The organism is Marinobacter sp. DUT-3 (genome assembly GCF_050379435.1).
GTDB lineage: Bacteria > Pseudomonadota > Gammaproteobacteria > Pseudomonadales > Oleiphilaceae > Marinobacter.
Window position 1 is genome coordinate 88,136 of sequence record NZ_JBNRMG010000009.1, and the last position, 16,401, is coordinate 104,536.

Here is a 16,401-nt window from a genome sequence, read left to right on the forward strand (position 1 = left end):
TAAGGTTGCAAGAACAAATTAACAAGAACAAACGTAAAAAGGCGCACAATGACACCCTCAGCAAAACTTTCCAGCGCTCTGAAAACACTGCCCGATGAACTCGCGGAAGCGGTGAGGGCCAATGCCGAGAGCACCTTGGCCGCACACCGCCAGGAGATTGCGAGTGAGCTTGAGGAAGCTCGACGCCACCTGCCTTTGCCATCACGACTGGTTTTCAACATGACCGTCGGAAAAGACAACAAGGCGGAGGGGGGATCGCAGTGAAAACGTCCTCGTTGCAAATGGTAGCCGAACTGGAAAAATTACAGGCGCTCATTGGCGATCTCCCTGCCGCGCAGAGGAATCTGGCCAGTGGTTGCCAGCCCGGTCAGATCAGAGAGACCAGGGATGCCGTGCTCGACACCCTCCACGAGGACCACGCATCGACCTTCCGGCGCCTGGCCTGCTTCGTCAGGGCGCTGCCGGCAAAACGGGCGGCAAAACTCGCGACCAGCTGCGGCCCCGTCGTCGTCGCCCGGGTTCTGCCCTTTGTCGACCTGTTGAAGGTCGGCAAAATTACCCGCCAGCTACCCGTGGATTTCCTCACCGAGGTGACACTGAAAGCGGATCCGCGGGCGCTGCGGACACTGATCCGGCACATACCCACTGATCAGATTGCCGCCGTGGCGGCAGCACTGATCGAGCAGGAGCATCACATTACCGCCGGCCAGTTGGCAGATGCCCTGCCCTCCACCGCCATTCGGCAGGTACTGACGCTGGTTGACGATGACGTGGCCCTTTTGCGCACGGTGTTCTACATGGACGAGCCGGAACAGCTCGGAGACATCATCCGTCTGGTGGACAACGAACGCCTCAACCGCATCATTCTGGCCGGCCTCGGTAACCGCGACACCTGGCCCATTCTGATGTGGGTAATCGATCAGGTCGGACGGGACATCCAGAGCCGCATCACCAACCTGATCGTGGAACGTGACCCCGAGACCCTGAACGAACTGATCAACGTGGCGAACAGCCAGGCGCTCTGGGGGCCGATCCTCCGCTCCCTGGACACCATCAAGGAACGCCACCAGCGGTCACTGGTGCATTTGCAGGCCCTGCGGGACGAGCAGGTTCTGGAGGGACTGATGAAAGCCGCCTACGATGAGGGGTTGATGGCTAACACCATCCCTTTGATCGAGGCCATGAACGCTGACTTGCAGGCTTTCGTTGCCAAAGTCGGCTTGCGCCAGGGTGCGGATATTCTGGAGGCCTTCATTCGCGACGCGGTCCGTCAGAATCATGCCGCAGTCATCCTCACGCTCCTGAGCAGAATGACCGACGAAGAGGTCAAGGAACTGACCACCCTGGGCGTGTTCAACGATAACTTCATACTGCAGGCCATCGTGTCGGCCGGCATCGGCACCGGCCAGATCCGCCCCCTGATCCGTTTTGCCCGACGCCTGCCCAGCAAGGGTCAGGAACTGTTGGCCAGTCTGATGGCGGCCGACCACGGCGCCCTGCTGGAACGGCTGCTGAATCGTTCGGAACTGCTGGGAGACAGCGACTGGAACGAACTGGTCAGTCTCATATCAAAAGTCCGGATACCGGATCAGGCGAAGGAGATTGCCGATGTCATCCGCTACCAGTCACGTCAGACATCACGGGCACTGAAAGCCCGTGCCGAGAACATGGGTTCGGACCTGTTCAAGACGTTGTTGAAATAATCCGTCAAACGTCCTCAAGGATGAGGACTATCAGTTCCTTCGGTCCGTGGGCACCGTAGGCCAGCACCTGCTCGATATCCGCCGTCTTGGACGGTCCGGACACCAGTAACGCATTGGTCGGCAGACCCGCAGCCCAGTTCTGGACGGTCATCATGTCGTACCAGTTATCGTGAATCCCGCTGGCCTTGAGCAGGGCAATATGCACTGGCGGCACCAGGCTCATCAGCCTGGGTTCATTCCGGTCCGGCCAAAGCACCAGCGACCCCGTTGCGGCAATGCCGCCAATGGTGCCCGTCAGGCTGGCCTGCACGTCATTGAAGAACTCTGCCTTCCACTCCTCAATGGGACGGTCATAGGCCTGCAAATCCGGCCCACCTGTTCGGTCCTTCCAGGCACTCGCTAACTGCTCGCCATGAGTCGTGGCCGGGGCATACAACAGATTGTCGATCTCTCGCTTCGCCAGTAACTCCGCGACCAGTGCCGGCCAGTCATGCTGTCGGGTCTGATGCACTTCGGTATGCACCGCTTCCATCAGCTCCCGTAACCGGGCAATGCGCTGCTCCGGGGGATAGCGCCAGGGGCCGGTCACCAGGGATTCGTCGAATTCGTCCGGGCGGGGCGTTGTACCGGCCAGACTGGTTCTGAGCTTATTGAGAATATTGGCACGAGCGCTCATGATCCCGCTCTCCCGTTGGGTGGATTCTTCAAATGATCCCTGGCGAGGTCATGGAGAGAGCGTGCAGCGGGCACCGGGGCGCTGTGATTCTCGGTCCACGGGCCCACGTTTTTGGGCGCAAGCGCCCTGAAACGGGTCGCGCCCCACAGGAAAAGCTTATATAAGGACGGACGAGTGTTCAGCATCACCCAGGCCCGCCACATCATCCGCTCCTTGCGGGAGTACTTGCTGCCGGCCCCTTTCACGGCGGCCGGCTCGTGGTCCGGAGACTGAACGTTTTCCTGCCGCAGCCGCTGCAGCAGTTCCGGAATGGGGATCTTCACCGGGCAGACTTCCCCGCAGGCGCCACACAGGGACGATGCGCTGGGGTGGTCCGGCACCTTGTCCAGCCCCACCATATGCGGTGTGACAATCTTGCCGATCGGTCCCGGATAGACTTCACCGTAGGTATGGCCACCCACCCGGGTATAGACCGGGCAATGGTTCATGCAGGCGCCGCAACGGATGCAATTCAGGGTCTGGCGCATCTGGGCGTCGGCAAACGCGCCGGTGCGCCCGTTATCCAGCAACACCAGATGCACTTCTTCCGGGCCGTCCAGTTCATCAGGCTTGCGCGGGCCGGAGATCATGTTGATGTAGGTGGTGATGGGCTGCCCCAGGGCTGAGCGGGTCAGCAGGGACACCAGCGGCACCACATCCCGCAGGTTGGACACCACTTTTTCGATCCCGGTCACGGCGATGTGTACCGGCGGCGACGTGGTGCTCATGCGGCCGTTACCCTCGTTCTCCACCAGCAGCAACGTGCCGGTTTCGGCGATGGCAAAGTTCACACCAGACACCCCCACGTCGGCCTCAAGGAACTTGCGGCGCAGGATGCGTCGCCCGGTCTGGATCAGCTCATCCACATCTTCGGAGACGTGTTCGCCGAGCTTTTCGTTGAACAGCGCCGACACCTGGCGGGCATTCTTGTGAATCGCCGGCATGATGATATGGGACGGCTTTTCATCGTCGAGCTGGACGATGTATTCGCCCATGTCCGACTCCAGGCATTCGATATCACGGTCGGCGAGATAGTCGTTCATCTCCATCTCTTCACTGACCATGGATTTACCCTTCACCACCTGTCGACCGTCATGGGCTTCAATGATGCCGTGAACAATCTCGTTGGCTTCCTCAACCGTCTCTGCCCAATGCACCTTTATACCGTTGGCGGTGAGTTGGGTTTCCAGTTGTTCCAGCAGATCCGGCAGGTTGGAGAGCGAACGCGCGCGGATACGGTTGCCCAGCTCCCTCAGCCCTTCCCGCTCGTCTTCATCGCTGAACGCTTCAGCCCGCTTGCGCATCAGTGAGTCCATGGCGGTACGGAAGTTGGAGCGTAACTGCGAGTCGGCCAGCGCTTCATGGGCACGGCCCTTGAAGTCACTGGCCAGTTCAGTCACCGGAATGCGCTGGTTCATTGCTCACCTCCAAGCAGCTCTTCCCCGCACCTTTCCCAAAGAAAACTGGCCAGATGGCGCCCGCGGAACGCGTGCTGCTGCTTTTCCAGCGCGCCGTTGATGTTCATCAGGCAACCACAGTCCGCACTGATGGCTTCGGCCGCGCCGGATTGCCGCAGGGCGGTTGTCTTGTCCAGCACCATGGCGCCGGAGATATCCGGCATGCGTATGGAGAAGGTGCCGCCAAACCCGCAGCACTCACTCTCATGGTCATGGTCAACTCGCTCCACGTTGGCGAGCTGGGCCAGCAGTTCCCGTGCGTGCAGGTGGGTATTCATTTCCCGGCGGGCGGTGCAGGAGGTGTGCAGGGCAATCCTGTGTTGCTTCCCACGATCAACGAGTTGAACCTTGCAGACCTTGAGCAAAAACTCCGTCAGCTCAAACGTGCGCTCGGCCAGGTCCTCGGCACGCTTCAGGTTGTCCGGCTCATCGGCGAACAACTCGCGGTAGTGATGGCGAAACATGCCGGCGCAGGAACCCGAAGGCACCACCACCGGACGACCGTTATCCAGGAGGTCCAGCTGCGCCAGGGCCACGGCCCGGGCCTCGTCACGGTAACCCGATGTCCACGCCGGCTGGCCGCAGCAGCTCTGTTGTTGTGGAAAGTGCACGCGAATGCCCTGCTGTTCCAGCAGACGGATAGCATCCAGACCCGCCTCCGGGAAGAACAGATCCACCACGCAGGTACCGAACAGCGATACCTCCGCAGGCTTGTCAGGATAGCGGCGCTCCGTTTCCCGGGCAGGAGCCACCCGGGTAGCGTTCGGGGCGGCGTCATAAAACAGTTCGCTCATTGTTTAACGTCCTCCGGACGGATGAGGCGAATGTAAATTGGTAATACCAATTTACAGATATAGTCTGATAAGGTAAGTGAGTTGTTAACGGACTGTCAAAGATAGATGTTAGTACATTAGTCTGACAGGCATGGTAAAACGCCGTCCAAATACGTCAAATGACAGCCATTCGGATATTGGTCAGACCAATCACTAAGATGCGGGAATAGAATGGGTATCGGTCATATTTCACCAAAGCGCCTTGCAGACACCATCGTTGAGCAACTGGAAACCATGATTCTGGAAGGCACCCTGCAACCCGGGGAGCGGCTGCCAGCCGAGCGGTTGCTGGCTGAGCAGTTCGGGGTGTCCCGTCCTTCCCTGCGGGAAGCGGTTCAGCGACTCGCGGCCAAGGGTCTGCTGGTTAGTCGTCAGGGGGGCGGGCATTATGTGGCTGAAACACTCGGCTCCAGTTTCAGCGACCCGCTGATCGGGTTGCTGGAAAACCGCCCGGACGCCCACCGCGACCTGCTGGAATTCCGCCGCACCCTGGAAGGCGACTGCGCCTATTACGCCGCCCAGAGAGCCACGGAAGTGGACAAGGCACAACTCAGGGAAGCCTACGAAGCCCTGCAGGCCTGCTACAGCGATGACGGCGAACAGGATGTCAGTGCGGAAGGCGCCGCTGACGCCCGCTTCCACCTGGCCATTGCCGAAGCCAGCCACAATGTGATCCTGCTGCATACCATTCGCGGGCTGTTCAACATGCTGAAGAACAGTGTCGTTACCAACATCGGCGGTATGTACGCAAAGACCGCGGAAACCCGCAATGGACTCATGGAGCAACATCAACAGTTGTTCGAAGCCATCATGGCAGGACGTGCCGAAGATGCGCGGGAGATCGCCGGGCGGCATATCCAGTACGTACAGGGTGTGCTGTCAGAGCAGTTCGAGAGTCATCGGAGGCTGGAGCGGTCGCTACGCAGGGATCAGTTGGGTCGCAGCTGAGGCCCCTGCCTCAAAGCAGAGCCTTGATGTCTCGCCAGAGCCTGCGATAGGCGTCGGCCGCCACCGAGTTGGGTGCCAGCAATTCCACCGGCGTGCCTTCCTCCCCCATCCGCTCCACCACGCTGGCGTTGGGGATGATGGTTGCCAGGCTGGTTGGCAGGCGTTCGTCCTGTGCGTCAATCAATTCACGGTGCAGGTTTTTGCGGCGGTCTGCCATGGTGTAAAAAGGGTGCAGCCGTGAAGGCTTGAGTTTTTTCTCCCTGGCAACTTCCCGCAACTGCTGCCAACTGTTGAGCGACAGCCACGTTGGAATCACTGGCACGAACACCTTGTCCGCCGCCGTCAGAACCTGCTCTGACAACCGTGACAGCGACGGTGGACAATCCAGCACCACCAGACTGGTTTCCTCCGACAGCGGCGCCAGCCATTCCTTGATGAGGTTGGCGCTGTCATTCTGGTCCAGCTTGACGTCCAGATTGCGGAAGCTGGTGTGTGACGGAATGAAATCCAGATTCTCGTAGTCGCTTTCGCGAATAAAGTCGGCGATGGGTGTCTTGCCTTTCATCAATGCAGACAATTTGCGACCTTTAACACTGCTGGCACCTGCAAGGTACCAGCTGGAGGCTCCCTGTGGATCCAGGTCCCAGAGCAGTGTGGAATAACCCGCCTGACTGGCCAGGTAAGCAATATTGACAGCTGAAGCCGTTTTTCCGACACCACCCTTGAGACTGTAAAACGCGATTGTTTTCATTGTATGACTTCCAACTCCCGGACATAAAAAAGCCGGGGAAGTCCCCCGGCTAAAGCATTGACACGATTCGCAAACGCAATGCATCTCGTCCTGATAACAACCAGCATGCCTCTGTCCTGTGACAGTTTGATGACACCCCGTGGCCATCCGCCCTCCGCATGCTATTTTTACATCGTCTGACCCATGTTATCGGCACTACAGGATATCCCCATGACCGACCAACCCGTGCTCACCTCCGTGGATGACGGCATTCTGACCATCACCATCAACCGACCAGAAAAACGTAATGCCGTGGACAGACCGACGGCAAGCGCCCTGCGGCAGGCGTTTATGGAATTCGAGCAAAACCATACATTGAAGGTGGCCGTGCTTTGCGGTGCTGGCGGCAACTTTTCCGCAGGTGCGGATCTGAGCGCGCTGGATGATCCTCAGCGGCGCAATGAGATCGATCCCCACGGCACCGGTCACGGCCCCATGGGCCCCACCAGGATGGCATTATCGAAACCGGTCATTGCAGCCATCTCCGGCTATGCGGTTGCCGGTGGCCTGGAACTGGCGTTGATGTGTGATTTGCGGGTCGTGGAGGAGTCGGCGGTATTTGGCGTTTTCTGTCGGCGCTGGGGCATACCGCTGATCGACGGCGGCACCGTGCGCTTGCCCCGCATTATCGGCCACGGTCGCGCCATGGATATGATACTCACCGGTCGGCCAGTGCAAGCCGATGAAGCACTGGACATGGGCCTGGCCAGCCGCAAAGTCGCTGATGGCATGGCGCTGGAAACGGCTCGAAAACTTGCTCGGGACATTGCCAGCTTTCCCCGGCAATGCATGCTGGCGGACCGCGCGTCTGCGATTCATCAGTGGGATCTGGACATGCAGCAGGCGCTTGTGGCGGAGGGCGCCGCCGGCTACCCCGTTGTGTTTGAAGAAGCCGTGGAAGGCGCAAAAAAATTCAGGGATGGTGCCGGGCGTCACGGCCAGTTCTGAGCAACGCCGAAACCCAGTCCGACACGCCCGGGTATTCATTCAGGTCCAGCACAAACTCCTGACCACGGGCGGCGCAATCCAGGTAGCAATGCGGTGGTGCAAGCCGCCAGCGGTCCAACCGGGTGTGATAGCTAAGCGCCGGCCTGCCGTCTCCGGGAAAGAAGTCGGAGGGCAACCGCCACCGCGTAGGCAGGCGCCCGTCCGGGTCGCTCAGAACCAGGGGATCAGCGAGATGGGTAAATACGCCACTACCCGGAAACCGCTTGTTATGGTCCGCCAGGGAAAATCGGTCGGACGACACGTACAGCGTATTACCGGGATCGGGTTCGCCATGGAAGTGTGGATGATAGCCAGCCCAGGGCAAGGCGCCTGACATCAGGTCATCTATCCGGTGAACATCACCAATGTGCAACCAGCCCCAGATGGCATGAAACGGCCGCGAGCCAGGCACAAACCGCCAGCGCCTCTGCCACAGCTCGGCGCGACGAAACACTCCGAAGAACAGGAACAGATCACCGGTGGTCACCCCCTGATTACGCAAATGGCCCTGTGCGGAACCTGTCTGCCCCAGCACCGGGCGCCAGCCATCCGCCCGCGGAATAGCGTCAGCAATCAGGTCCGGATCCAGATGGGCGCCGTGGTTGCCACGGATTCTGCCCCGGGTCAGATCCCGGGCAATCTTTCCCAGCCGTCTTGTGCCGTGACTAACCTCATCGTAGCGAATGCGGGACTGGCTATCGGGAATGGGAAGCACGCACAGGGAACCGTCCGGCAACACCGGGCTTGGGCACCCACCGGCGGAAGAATCAAACCCTTTTCGGCTGAGGATCAGGCGCATGGACTCACTGCAAAAATCATGGACGACATATCGGGGGGCAATGCTATCTTAGATTCCGGGCGATTGCCCGCCACAACGTCAAATCGTCAGCCGGATAGCGAACCATGAGACTTGTCTGCATTTCCGATACCCACAGTATGCACCGTCAGATTCAGGTGCCCGATGGCGACATCCTGATCCACTCCGGTGATTGTCTCGGTGTGGGCACGCTGGATGAGCTGGAAGACCTCGACAACTGGTTCGCTGACCAACCCCACAAACACAAGATTCTGATTGCCGGCAACCACGACTGGTGTTTTCAGGACGAGCCACAGGATGCTCAGGCGCTTATAAAACACGCCCATTACCTGCAGGACAGCGGCCTCGAACTGGAAGGCCTGAAATTCTGGGGCAGCCCGTGGACACCGGTGTTCTTTAACTGGGCCTTCAACCTCGAACGCGGCGCAGCCCTGGCGGAGCGTTGGGCCCGGATCCCCCATGACACCGACATCCTGATTACCCACGGGCCGCCAGCGGGCATACTCGATGCAGTGCCAACCGGGACTGGTTCGCTGAACGTCGGCTGTGATGATCTTGCCAGCATGGTTGAAACCCTCAGCCTAAAGCTCCATATCTTTGGGCACATCCATGAGGGCTACGGCCAACAGCAAATTGGCCAGCGCCGGTATATCAACGCAAGCACCTGTACCGGCAGCTTCAAACCCCTGAATCCACCCATCGTGATCGATCTTTAGCCCAAAGGTTCGATTTATCCGGAGCACGATATGCCACAACGCCCGCCCTTTTCGCTGCTGGAACTGGCTTCCGTTCGCGAAGGCGACTCCGTCGGCGCCACGCTGGCCAACAGCGTGACCTATGCCCAACATGCCGAAAAGCTGGGTTTCAAGCGATTCTGGCTGGCAGAGCACCACAACATGGAAGGCATCAGCAGTTCCGCCACCTCGGTGCTGATTGGTCACATTGCCGGTAAAACCGAATCCCTGCGCGTGGGCTCCGGGGGCGTGATGCTGCCCAATCATCCACCGCTGGTGATTGCCGAACAGTTCGGCACGCTCGCCAGCCTGTATCCGGACCGGATCGACCTGGGGCTCGGCCGCGCACCCGGAACCGACCCGATCACCAGCCGTGCCCTGAGACGTGACGGCCTGGGTGCCGAACAGTTTCCCGAAGACGTAGCCAGGCTGCAGAGCCTGCTCGGACCATTGCAGCCTGGCCAACCGGTCAAGGCGATTCCCGGCGCCGGCACCAACGTGCCGATCTGGCTGCTGGGGTCCAGTCTCTACAGCGCGCAACTCGCGGCCATGCGGGGGTTACCCTATGCCTTCGCCGGGCATTTCGCCCCGCGACTGTACCGTGAAGCGCTCAAAGTCTATCGCGACCATTTCCAGCCCTCGGAACAGCTGCAAACGCCCTACGCCATGCTCGCGGTACCGGCGATTGCGGCAGACACCGACGACGAAGCCCAATGGCTGTCCACCACCAGCTACCAACGTATTCTGGCCCTGTTCCGCGGGCAGCCGCTGTGGATGAAACCGCCGGTGGACACCATGGACGGGCTGTGGAATGCCGGCGAAGAAGCCAGCGTACGAGATTTCCTGGGATTGCAGATACTCGGTGGTCCGGAGTCCGTCAGGGAACAGCTGGACCAACTACTGGACTCCGTGGATGTGGACGAACTGATGTTTACCGTCGATATCTACGACCCGGAAAAACGCCGGCATGCCCTGGATATCCTCAGCCAGGCCTGACAACACCCAAACACAACCAAAGGATGGGTTCCGGAAAATGACAGCAACGACTACCCACGTTTTTCTTTCCCACGGTCTCGAGAGCGGCCCGGGAAGCACCAAGATTCAGGCCATGAAAGAAGCGGCGGAATCCTTTCCCGGCGTCACCGCCGTGGCGGTTGATCATCGCAGCAGCAAGGATCCCGCAACCCGGCTGGAACAGATGAGGCACGCCATGGAGAATGCGGGAGCCGATCCCAGGCACACCATCCTCGCTGGCTCCAGCATGGGCGGCTGGGTGTGTGCGCAAACCAGCGCTGAACAACCGGTACTCGGTTGCTTTCTGCTGGCACCGGCACTGGCGCTGCCCGGCTATCCACAATCCAGCCCGGCTATCCAGGCTGACTACGTGCAGATCATCCACGGCTGGAACGATGACGTGGTTCCGGCCATGCCGGTCATCGCACTCGCGGAGCAACAACGCTTGCCCATGCTGATGCTGACGGATGGCCACCGCCTGGAGAACAGTCTGGAACGGGTCGTGTCAGAGTTTCGCCAGTTCCTCGTCAGGGCTGGCTTATAGCTTCGAATTCCGCCAGTCCCTGGCCGTCGGTATCCAGTAACCGCAGACGGTGGTCATCCATCTGGACGCCGGCGGTGTTTTCCAACGCTCTGAAAAAGGCCGGCTCCGGAATATCGATGTTCTGGCACGCTCGGCGGGTACTGGCCATGCGACTGAACACCAGGTTGCGGTTGTTGATGACTTCATACTCCCCACGAAAGGCATTGCAGCCGCTGAAGCCATTCACAACACCATCGTCCCGGAGGATCAGATGCGCTTCACTGGCCGCACCGGCATCGGGCATTGGCGTACCGTCCACCTCCTGAAGCTTCCAGTATGTATTGGTCAACGGCACCCCACCGCCTCCCATCATCGATTGTGACATGCACCCGGCCAAAACCAGCAGGCAGCTGGCCACAATCGGCCACCGCCCCACCATCCACGACTTGTCCATTCTGTTTCCTCCCTTGTACAAGAATCATTCCAATCATTTTTCATTTCACTTCAAGACGATACCTTGCAGCAATCTAAATTGGCCATTTTCTTGCGAAAACCACTTTGTTTTGCCAGTCTTTAATAATGCAGCAATAGTCTGGAGCAAAAAAACTAAATGGAGACAACACGATGAGCAGCTTAAGTAAATTCAAGAAACTGGCCGGAATTTCAGCGATCGCGTTCGCGGCCATGACCGCCGCAAATTCGGTGAATGCTGCCAACTGGCGCTATGCCCATGAAGAATACGAAGGCGACGTCCAGGACGTATTTGCCTACAAGTTCAAGGAATACATTGAAGAGAATTCCGACCACACCCTGCAAGTGTTTCGTTTCGGCGAACTGGGCGAGTCCGACGACATTATGGAACAAACCCAGGCTGGTATCCTCAACTTTGTAAACCAGTCCCCGGGCTTCACCGGCTCCCTGATCCCGGAAGCGCAGATCTTCTTCATTCCGTACCTGATGCCCACCGACATGGATACTGTGATCAAGTTTTTCCGTGAGAGTGAAGCCATCAACGAGGATTTCCCGGAGCTGTACTCCGAAAAAGGTCTTGAGCTTCTGCAGATGTATCCGGAAGGGGAAATGGTTGTCACCGTGGACGAACCGGTCACCAGCCCGGAAGGCTTCAACAACAAGAAGATTCGGGTGATGACCAACCCGCTGTTGTCTGAAACCTACGACGCCTTCGGCGCAACCCCGACACCACTGCCCTGGGGTGAAGTATACGGCGCCCTGCAGACCAACATGATCCAGGGTCAGGAAAACCCGATCTTCTGGATCGAATCCGGCGGTCTGTATGAAGTGTCCCCGAACCTGGTCTTCACCGCCCATGGTTGGTTCACCACCGCCATGATGGCCAACCAGAACTTCTATGAAGGTCTGTCCGACGAAGACAAGAAGCTGGTTCAGGACGCCGCGGATTTTGCCTTCGAGGAGATCCTCGTTCATATCGACGGCCTGGCCGATGAGTCACTGGCAAAAATTCAAGAGGCCAGCGATGAGGTCACAGTAACCCGCCTGACCGATGAACAGATCGAAGCCTTCAAGGCCCGTGCGCCCCAGGTGGAGAAAAAGTTCATCGAGATGACCGGCGAAAGTGGCAAAGAACTGCTGGAGCAGTTCAAGGAAGATCTGAAAGAAGTTCAGAACGACTGAACTGCAATATAAGGAAGCATTCCCGCCGGCCCGCCCGGCGGGAATCTGTATTAACCCCGCCCCGCCGGGGAGTCCCCAGACCGGCCGGGAGCGAGATGCTCTGGAGCAAACCCCATGTCAGAGAAACCCTCAGAGGTAGAAGACGACACCGGTACCTATGAGTCCGGCCTACCCGGTTTTTTGGGAACCATTGATGAAGTCATCGCCAAGGTAGAAGCCGTTATGCTGGCGGCCGGCGTGCTTCTCATGGCATTGAACACCTGCACGAATGTAATCGCGCGCTTTGTTTTTGGCCAGGGGCTGTTTTTTTCCGGTGAAATCAACCGAATCCTGATTATCCTGATTACCTTCGCAGGCATCGGTTACGCGGCCCGCCATGGCCGCCATATCCGTATGTCTGCGGTTTACGATGCGATTCCTCCAAAGGGACGCAAAGTGCTGATGATTTTCATTGCCCTGTTTACTTCCCTGGTGATGTTCTTCCTTTGTTACTACTCCTACGGGTATGTCGAAACCCTCTACGGTCGTGGGCGAATTCTCCCTGCGCTGGGTTTTGAGATCTGGTGGATTTACATCTGGGCCCCTGTAGGCTTTGCGATCACTGGCATTCAGTATTTCCTCACGGCCATCAAGAACTTCACCAGTAAGGATATTTACCTCTCCACCGGTGTGATCGACGGCTACTCGGACACCGAATCGGAAGTCTGAACCCTGCAGCTGCTTTAACAAAGGATAGAAACTCATGGCAACTATAATGATGGTGATCATGATCGGGCTGCTACTGCTGGGCTTCCCGATGATGGTTCCGCTGATCACCGGCGCGGTGGTCGGTTTTGTAATGATGTTTGATGGCTTCGGCCAGATGGGCACTTTCGTCCAGCAAATGATGGGGGGCATACGCCCCGCCTCGCTCATTGCCGTGCCCATGTTCATTCTGGCGGCAGATATCATGACTCGCGGCCAGTCCGCCGACCGCCTCATCCATATGGTGATGGCGTTCATCGGACACATAAAAGGCGGGCTGGCAATCAGTACGGCCACTTCGTGTACTCTCTTCGGTGCGGTTTCCGGTTCTACTCAGGCGACGGTTGTAGCGGTTGGCTCTCCCCTGCGGCCTAAACTGCTCAAAGCCGGTTATTCCGACTCGTTTTCACTGGCGCTGATTATCAATTCCAGTGACATTGCCTTTCTGATTCCCCCCAGTATCGGCTTCATTATTTACGGGGTTATATCCGGAACCTCCATTGCCGAGCTGTTCATCGCCGGCATCGGCCCCGGTGTCATGATTCTGTTCATGTTTTCCATTTACTGCCTGATCTATGCCTACATTAACAAGGTTCCCACCGAGGAAAAGGCTGGCTGGAGAGAGCGGGGGGTCGCCGTCCGCGAAGCGCTATGGCCACTGTTCTTCCCGGTTATCATCGTAGGCGGTATCTATGGCGGCATTTTCAGCCCGACTGAAGCTGCGGCGGTCTGCGTGCTCTACGCCTTCTTGCTGGAATTCGCCGTTTTCCGCTCGCTGAAATTGCCGGACATCTATCGAATCGCCAAATCCACCGGCCTGATTACCGCCGTGGTTTTCATACTGGTGGCTGTCGGAAACGGCTTTTCGTGGATTATCTCCTTTGCTCAGATTCCGCAAACCATACTGGAGGCTGTCGGCGTCAATGACGCAGGCCCGGTCGGCGTGCTGGTTGCAATCTGTATCGCTTTCTTCGTTGCCTGCATGTTTGTCGACCCGATTGTCGTCATCCTGGTGCTGACGCCGATCTTTGCCCCCGCGATTGAAGCCACCGGCCTTGACCCGGTGCTTGTCGGGGTTCTGATTACACTTCAGGTCGCCATAGGCTCGGCAACGCCACCCTTTGGTTGTGACATATTCACCGCCATAGCCATATTCAAGCGCCCGTACTGGGAAGTGATTCGCGGTACACCACCGTTTGTCTTCATGCTGGTGGCAGCAGCGGGGTTGATTATCGCCTTCCCGCAAATTGCACTGTTCCTGCGTGACGTGGCGTTCCGCTGAGGGCAATAGAGACCAATTTCAGGGAGAAGAGCATGTTCAAAAGAATCCTGGTGGCTGTTGACGGTTCCTCGTCCTCCTTCAAGGCAATGGACAAGGCCATTGCGCTGCAGAAACTCACGGAAGCCGAGATCTATTTGCTCTGCGTTTACAAACACCACAGCCTGTTTGAAACATCGCTATCGATCGGACGTCCTGAAGGCATGGACATCCCTGACAAGGTGTTATCGGAGTACGCCAAGGGGGTGGTCAACCACGCCAAGGAACAGGCAAAGGAACAGGGTGCAACCAAAATACGGGGGTTCGTCAAAGCCGGGCGTCCCTCCAGTGTTATCGTCAAGTTTGCCCAGCAGAAAGAGGCCGACCTGATCGTGGTCGGCTCCCGGGGCACACACAGCGACAAGGACGGTTTGCTGCTGGGCAGCGTCTCCCACCGGGTTGCATCGAATGCGAAGTGCCCGGTTCTGGTCGTGTAACTTTCTGATTCTCCAAACACCCGTCATCCAAACGTCATCTGTTTGCGTTAAAAAAGATCCGACATTTTTTATGGAGCTGTATCAATGTCGGATCAATCCTCCCTTCTTGTTGAAAAACTCTGGCAACTCAAGCGCCTGATTGATAAGGGTGAATGCCCTGAAGTCACCTTCGTGCACCTGAATAACCTGCTGCGGGAACCGGGCTACCGCAGCGATGTATTACGCCGCGTTGAAGCATCCGGCACCGAGCGCCTGAAACACCTCGCCAAAGATATCCGCGCCCGTGACTCGGGCAAGCCATTGATGGCAACGCCCGCCACGAATACCGATAGCGCGGGCCAGGCTGACGCCGAGCAGCAACAATCTTGGTTACGCCGCAACCTGATATGGATAACCCCTGCCACGGTGGCGGCCGCCCTGGCCGCTGTCGGATTCACCGCGTTCGAGCCCCAGACTATCCGTGTTCACGAGGACATTGTCGCGGACACGGTCTGGGAATCCGGCAAGACGTACATTCTGGAAAAAGCCATTTTCGTCGAGGGTGCCAATCTCACCCTTGAAAGCGGTGTCACGGTTAAAGGCGACAACGGGTCAGCGCTGATTGTCACCACGGATAGCAAGCTGTTTTCCCGGGGCCGGCCCGACAGCCCGGTGGTATTCACCAGCAACCAGCCGGAAGGCCAGCGCGCCCGTGGCGACTGGGGCGGAGTGGTGGTGCTCGGCAAGGCACCGGTTAACCAGCCGGGCGCGACTATTGAGGGCGTCTCCGGCAACGATCCCAGAGGCAGTTTTGGCGGTACCGATCATCGTCACAGCTGTGGCGTCATCGAGTACACCCGCATTGAGTTCGCCGGCTTCGAGGTCTACAAGAACAACGAACTCAATGGTCTCACCCTCGGGGGCTGTGGACGTGACACCATCGTCCGCAATGTGCAGGTGCATCGTGCCCTGGATGATGGCATCGAAATGTTTGGCGGTTCCGTGGATCTCAAGAACATTGTGGTGACCGGCGCTGCGGACGACAGCATTGACTGGGATTGGGGCTGGACCGGCCGGGTTCAGTTCCTTGTCGTACAGCAACACCCGGATGTGGGTGATAACGCCTTTGAAGGCGACAACAACGGCAATGACCACCAGGCCCAGCCGCGGTCGGAGCCATCATTCTATAACGTCACCCTGGTCGGCACTGGGCAGACCGCGAGGAAGCACCGGGGCATGGTCCTTCGGGAAGGCACTGGCGGCCATTTTCACAACATGATCATCGACAGCTATGGCATTGAAGCGGTCGACCTGCGGGACGAGGTCTCCTCACTGATCGCCAGGGGTTCCCTGACTTTCTCGAATAACCTGATCGCCAATACCGGAAAGCTCGGCAAAAGCGTGGATGAATCCGGCCAGGACGATGACGACTTCGGATTCAGCGAGGGGGACTGGTTGATGAGTCCGGATCAGAACAACCTTCAACGTCTCGACAGCGCTCTGCATATCACCGCCAGGGACCCGGTGGATCCGAACTTCCAGAGCCGCGTGCAGATGCGCCAGATGACAGCCATGGCACCGCCAAAATCCGAGTTCTTTGATGAATCGGCGAACTACGCCGGCGCCCTGAATCCACGCCTGCAGTCCAGCTGGCTGGACGACTGGACAGCCTACCCACAACGTTGAACAAGCATCTGCGGGTATCCACGTCAACTTCGGATATCCGCAACCCCCCATTGATTTCGCCGT

At 58.3% G+C, this 16,401-nt stretch carries 18 protein-coding genes; 12 read left to right on the forward strand and 6 right to left on the reverse strand.

Annotated elements, in window-relative coordinates:
- Positions 1-48 precede the first annotated feature (48 nt).
- Positions 49-264, forward strand: coding sequence for a hypothetical protein (locus tag ACQUWM_RS13810; protein ID WP_407001468.1), 216 nt, complete (start codon positions 49-51; stop codon positions 262-264).
- Positions 261-1,703, forward strand: coding sequence for a hypothetical protein (locus tag ACQUWM_RS13815; protein ID WP_428922551.1), 1,443 nt, complete (start codon positions 261-263; stop codon positions 1,701-1,703). Before ACQUWM_RS13810 ends, ACQUWM_RS13815 begins: the two co-directional genes overlap by 4 nt.
- Positions 1,704-1,707: 4 nt before the next feature.
- Here ACQUWM_RS13815 and ACQUWM_RS13820 read toward each other — a convergent pair whose 3' ends face one another.
- The 3 genes from ACQUWM_RS13820 to ACQUWM_RS13830 are packed head-to-tail and all read right to left on the reverse strand — an operon-like array spanning position 1,708 to position 4,669.
- Positions 1,708-2,379, reverse strand: coding sequence for a LutC/YkgG family protein (locus ACQUWM_RS13820; RefSeq protein WP_428922552.1), 672 nt, complete (start codon positions 2,377-2,379; stop codon positions 1,708-1,710).
- The gene (locus tag ACQUWM_RS13825; RefSeq protein WP_407001471.1) at positions 2,376-3,836 is read right to left on the reverse strand and encodes a LutB/LldF family L-lactate oxidation iron-sulfur protein; all 1,461 of its coding nucleotides are present in this window, start codon (positions 3,834-3,836) and stop codon (positions 2,376-2,378) included. Before ACQUWM_RS13825 ends, ACQUWM_RS13820 begins: the two co-directional genes overlap by 4 nt.
- Complete coding sequence (locus ACQUWM_RS13830; protein ID WP_407001472.1) at positions 3,833-4,669, reverse strand: (Fe-S)-binding protein; 837 nt, start codon at positions 4,667-4,669, stop codon at positions 3,833-3,835. Before ACQUWM_RS13830 ends, ACQUWM_RS13825 begins: the two co-directional genes overlap by 4 nt.
- 210 nt (positions 4,670-4,879) lie before the next feature.
- Here ACQUWM_RS13830 and ACQUWM_RS13835 point away from each other — a divergent pair, with 210 nt between their 5' ends.
- Positions 4,880-5,656 (forward strand): FCD domain-containing protein, encoded by a 777-nt coding sequence (locus ACQUWM_RS13835; protein WP_428922553.1) that lies wholly within the window; start codon positions 4,880-4,882, stop codon positions 5,654-5,656.
- A 10-nt stretch (positions 5,657-5,666) separates the two neighbouring features.
- Here ACQUWM_RS13835 and ACQUWM_RS13840 read toward each other — a convergent pair whose 3' ends face one another.
- Positions 5,667-6,407, reverse strand: coding sequence for a ParA family protein (locus tag ACQUWM_RS13840; protein ID WP_428922554.1), 741 nt, complete (start codon positions 6,405-6,407; stop codon positions 5,667-5,669).
- A gap of 210 nt (positions 6,408-6,617) precedes the next feature.
- On the opposite strand from ACQUWM_RS13840, the gene ACQUWM_RS13845 reads away from it, so the two are divergent.
- Positions 6,618-7,394: a crotonase/enoyl-CoA hydratase family protein gene (locus tag ACQUWM_RS13845; RefSeq protein ID WP_407001475.1), complete on the forward strand. Its 777-nt coding sequence runs from the start codon at positions 6,618-6,620 to the stop codon at positions 7,392-7,394.
- Here the strand turns inward: ACQUWM_RS13845 and ACQUWM_RS13850 are convergent.
- On the reverse strand, positions 7,360-8,232 hold the full coding sequence (locus tag ACQUWM_RS13850) for a hypothetical protein (protein WP_428922555.1): 873 nt from the start codon (positions 8,230-8,232) through the stop codon (positions 7,360-7,362). The two genes, ACQUWM_RS13845 and ACQUWM_RS13850, sit on opposite strands and share 35 nt — an antisense overlap.
- A 104-nt stretch (positions 8,233-8,336) precedes the next feature.
- Here ACQUWM_RS13850 and ACQUWM_RS13855 point away from each other — a divergent pair, with 104 nt between their 5' ends.
- The 3 genes from ACQUWM_RS13855 to ACQUWM_RS13865 are packed head-to-tail and all read left to right on the forward strand — an operon-like array spanning position 8,337 to position 10,542.
- Positions 8,337-8,966 carry a metallophosphatase domain-containing protein gene (locus ACQUWM_RS13855; protein ID WP_428922556.1) on the forward strand — a complete coding sequence of 210 codons (630 nt, stop codon included), beginning with the start codon at positions 8,337-8,339 and terminating at the stop codon, positions 8,964-8,966.
- A 30-nt stretch (positions 8,967-8,996) separates the two neighbouring features.
- Positions 8,997-9,980 carry an LLM class flavin-dependent oxidoreductase gene (locus tag ACQUWM_RS13860; protein ID WP_428922557.1) on the forward strand — a complete coding sequence of 328 codons (984 nt, stop codon included), beginning with the start codon at positions 8,997-8,999 and terminating at the stop codon, positions 9,978-9,980.
- 37 nt (positions 9,981-10,017) lie between these two features.
- Entirely contained in the window at positions 10,018-10,542 is a 525-nt protein-coding gene (locus ACQUWM_RS13865; RefSeq protein ID WP_428922558.1) for a YqiA/YcfP family alpha/beta fold hydrolase, read from the forward strand.
- Here ACQUWM_RS13865 and ACQUWM_RS13870 read toward each other — a convergent pair.
- Complete coding sequence (locus tag ACQUWM_RS13870; RefSeq protein ID WP_428922559.1) at positions 10,526-10,975, reverse strand: META domain-containing protein; 450 nt, start codon at positions 10,973-10,975, stop codon at positions 10,526-10,528. The two genes, ACQUWM_RS13865 and ACQUWM_RS13870, sit on opposite strands and share 17 nt — an antisense overlap.
- Positions 10,976-11,145: 170 nt before the next feature.
- On the opposite strand from ACQUWM_RS13870, the gene dctP reads away from it, so the two are divergent.
- The 5 genes from dctP to ACQUWM_RS13895 all read left to right on the forward strand — a co-directional run bounded on the left by dctP (position 11,146) and on the right by ACQUWM_RS13895 (position 16,338).
- Complete coding sequence (gene dctP / locus ACQUWM_RS13875) at positions 11,146-12,174, forward strand: TRAP transporter substrate-binding protein DctP (protein ID WP_428922560.1); 1,029 nt, start codon at positions 11,146-11,148, stop codon at positions 12,172-12,174.
- 114 nt (positions 12,175-12,288) lie between these two features.
- Complete coding sequence (locus tag ACQUWM_RS13880; protein WP_407001482.1) at positions 12,289-12,882, forward strand: TRAP transporter small permease; 594 nt, start codon at positions 12,289-12,291, stop codon at positions 12,880-12,882.
- A 34-nt stretch (positions 12,883-12,916) separates the two neighbouring features.
- On the forward strand, positions 12,917-14,200 hold the full coding sequence (locus ACQUWM_RS13885; RefSeq protein ID WP_428922561.1) for a TRAP transporter large permease: 1,284 nt from the start codon (positions 12,917-12,919) through the stop codon (positions 14,198-14,200).
- A gap of 32 nt (positions 14,201-14,232) precedes the next feature.
- The gene (locus ACQUWM_RS13890; protein WP_407001484.1) at positions 14,233-14,673 is read left to right on the forward strand and encodes a universal stress protein; all 441 of its coding nucleotides are present in this window, start codon (positions 14,233-14,235) and stop codon (positions 14,671-14,673) included.
- 84 nt (positions 14,674-14,757) lie between these two features.
- Positions 14,758-16,338 (forward strand): hypothetical protein, encoded by a 1,581-nt coding sequence (locus tag ACQUWM_RS13895; RefSeq protein ID WP_428922562.1) that lies wholly within the window; start codon positions 14,758-14,760, stop codon positions 16,336-16,338.
- Positions 16,339-16,401: the final 63 nt, after the last annotated feature.

What these genes read in the sequence shown, in the direction of transcription:
- ACQUWM_RS13810 (WP_407001468.1), top strand. Translation starts at nt 49, where the DNA reads ATGACACCCTCAGCAAAACTTTCCAGCGCTCTGAAAACACTGCCCGAT.
- ACQUWM_RS13820 (WP_428922552.1), bottom strand. Translation starts at nt 2,379, where the DNA reads ATGAGCGCTCGTGCCAATATTCTCAATAAGCTCAGAACCAGTCTGGCC.
- ACQUWM_RS13825 (WP_407001471.1), bottom strand. Translation starts at nt 3,836, where the DNA reads ATGAACCAGCGCATTCCGGTGACTGAACTGGCCAGTGACTTCAAGGGC.
- ACQUWM_RS13830 (WP_407001472.1), bottom strand. Translation starts at nt 4,669, where the DNA reads ATGAGCGAACTGTTTTATGACGCCGCCCCGAACGCTACCCGGGTGGCT.
- ACQUWM_RS13835 (WP_428922553.1), top strand. Translation starts at nt 4,880, where the DNA reads ATGGGTATCGGTCATATTTCACCAAAGCGCCTTGCAGACACCATCGTT.
- ACQUWM_RS13840 (WP_428922554.1), bottom strand. Translation starts at nt 6,407, where the DNA reads ATGAAAACAATCGCGTTTTACAGTCTCAAGGGTGGTGTCGGAAAAACG.
- ACQUWM_RS13845 (WP_407001475.1), top strand. Translation starts at nt 6,618, where the DNA reads ATGACCGACCAACCCGTGCTCACCTCCGTGGATGACGGCATTCTGACC.
- ACQUWM_RS13850 (WP_428922555.1), bottom strand. Translation starts at nt 8,232, where the DNA reads ATGCGCCTGATCCTCAGCCGAAAAGGGTTTGATTCTTCCGCCGGTGGG.
- ACQUWM_RS13855 (WP_428922556.1), top strand. Translation starts at nt 8,337, where the DNA reads ATGAGACTTGTCTGCATTTCCGATACCCACAGTATGCACCGTCAGATT.
- ACQUWM_RS13860 (WP_428922557.1), top strand. Translation starts at nt 8,997, where the DNA reads ATGCCACAACGCCCGCCCTTTTCGCTGCTGGAACTGGCTTCCGTTCGC.
- ACQUWM_RS13865 (WP_428922558.1), top strand. Translation starts at nt 10,018, where the DNA reads ATGACAGCAACGACTACCCACGTTTTTCTTTCCCACGGTCTCGAGAGC.
- ACQUWM_RS13870 (WP_428922559.1), bottom strand. Translation starts at nt 10,975, where the DNA reads ATGGACAAGTCGTGGATGGTGGGGCGGTGGCCGATTGTGGCCAGCTGC.
- dctP (WP_428922560.1), top strand. Translation starts at nt 11,146, where the DNA reads ATGAGCAGCTTAAGTAAATTCAAGAAACTGGCCGGAATTTCAGCGATC.
- ACQUWM_RS13880 (WP_407001482.1), top strand. Translation starts at nt 12,289, where the DNA reads ATGTCAGAGAAACCCTCAGAGGTAGAAGACGACACCGGTACCTATGAG.
- ACQUWM_RS13885 (WP_428922561.1), top strand. Translation starts at nt 12,917, where the DNA reads ATGGCAACTATAATGATGGTGATCATGATCGGGCTGCTACTGCTGGGC.
- ACQUWM_RS13890 (WP_407001484.1), top strand. Translation starts at nt 14,233, where the DNA reads ATGTTCAAAAGAATCCTGGTGGCTGTTGACGGTTCCTCGTCCTCCTTC.
- ACQUWM_RS13895 (WP_428922562.1), top strand. Translation starts at nt 14,758, where the DNA reads ATGTCGGATCAATCCTCCCTTCTTGTTGAAAAACTCTGGCAACTCAAG.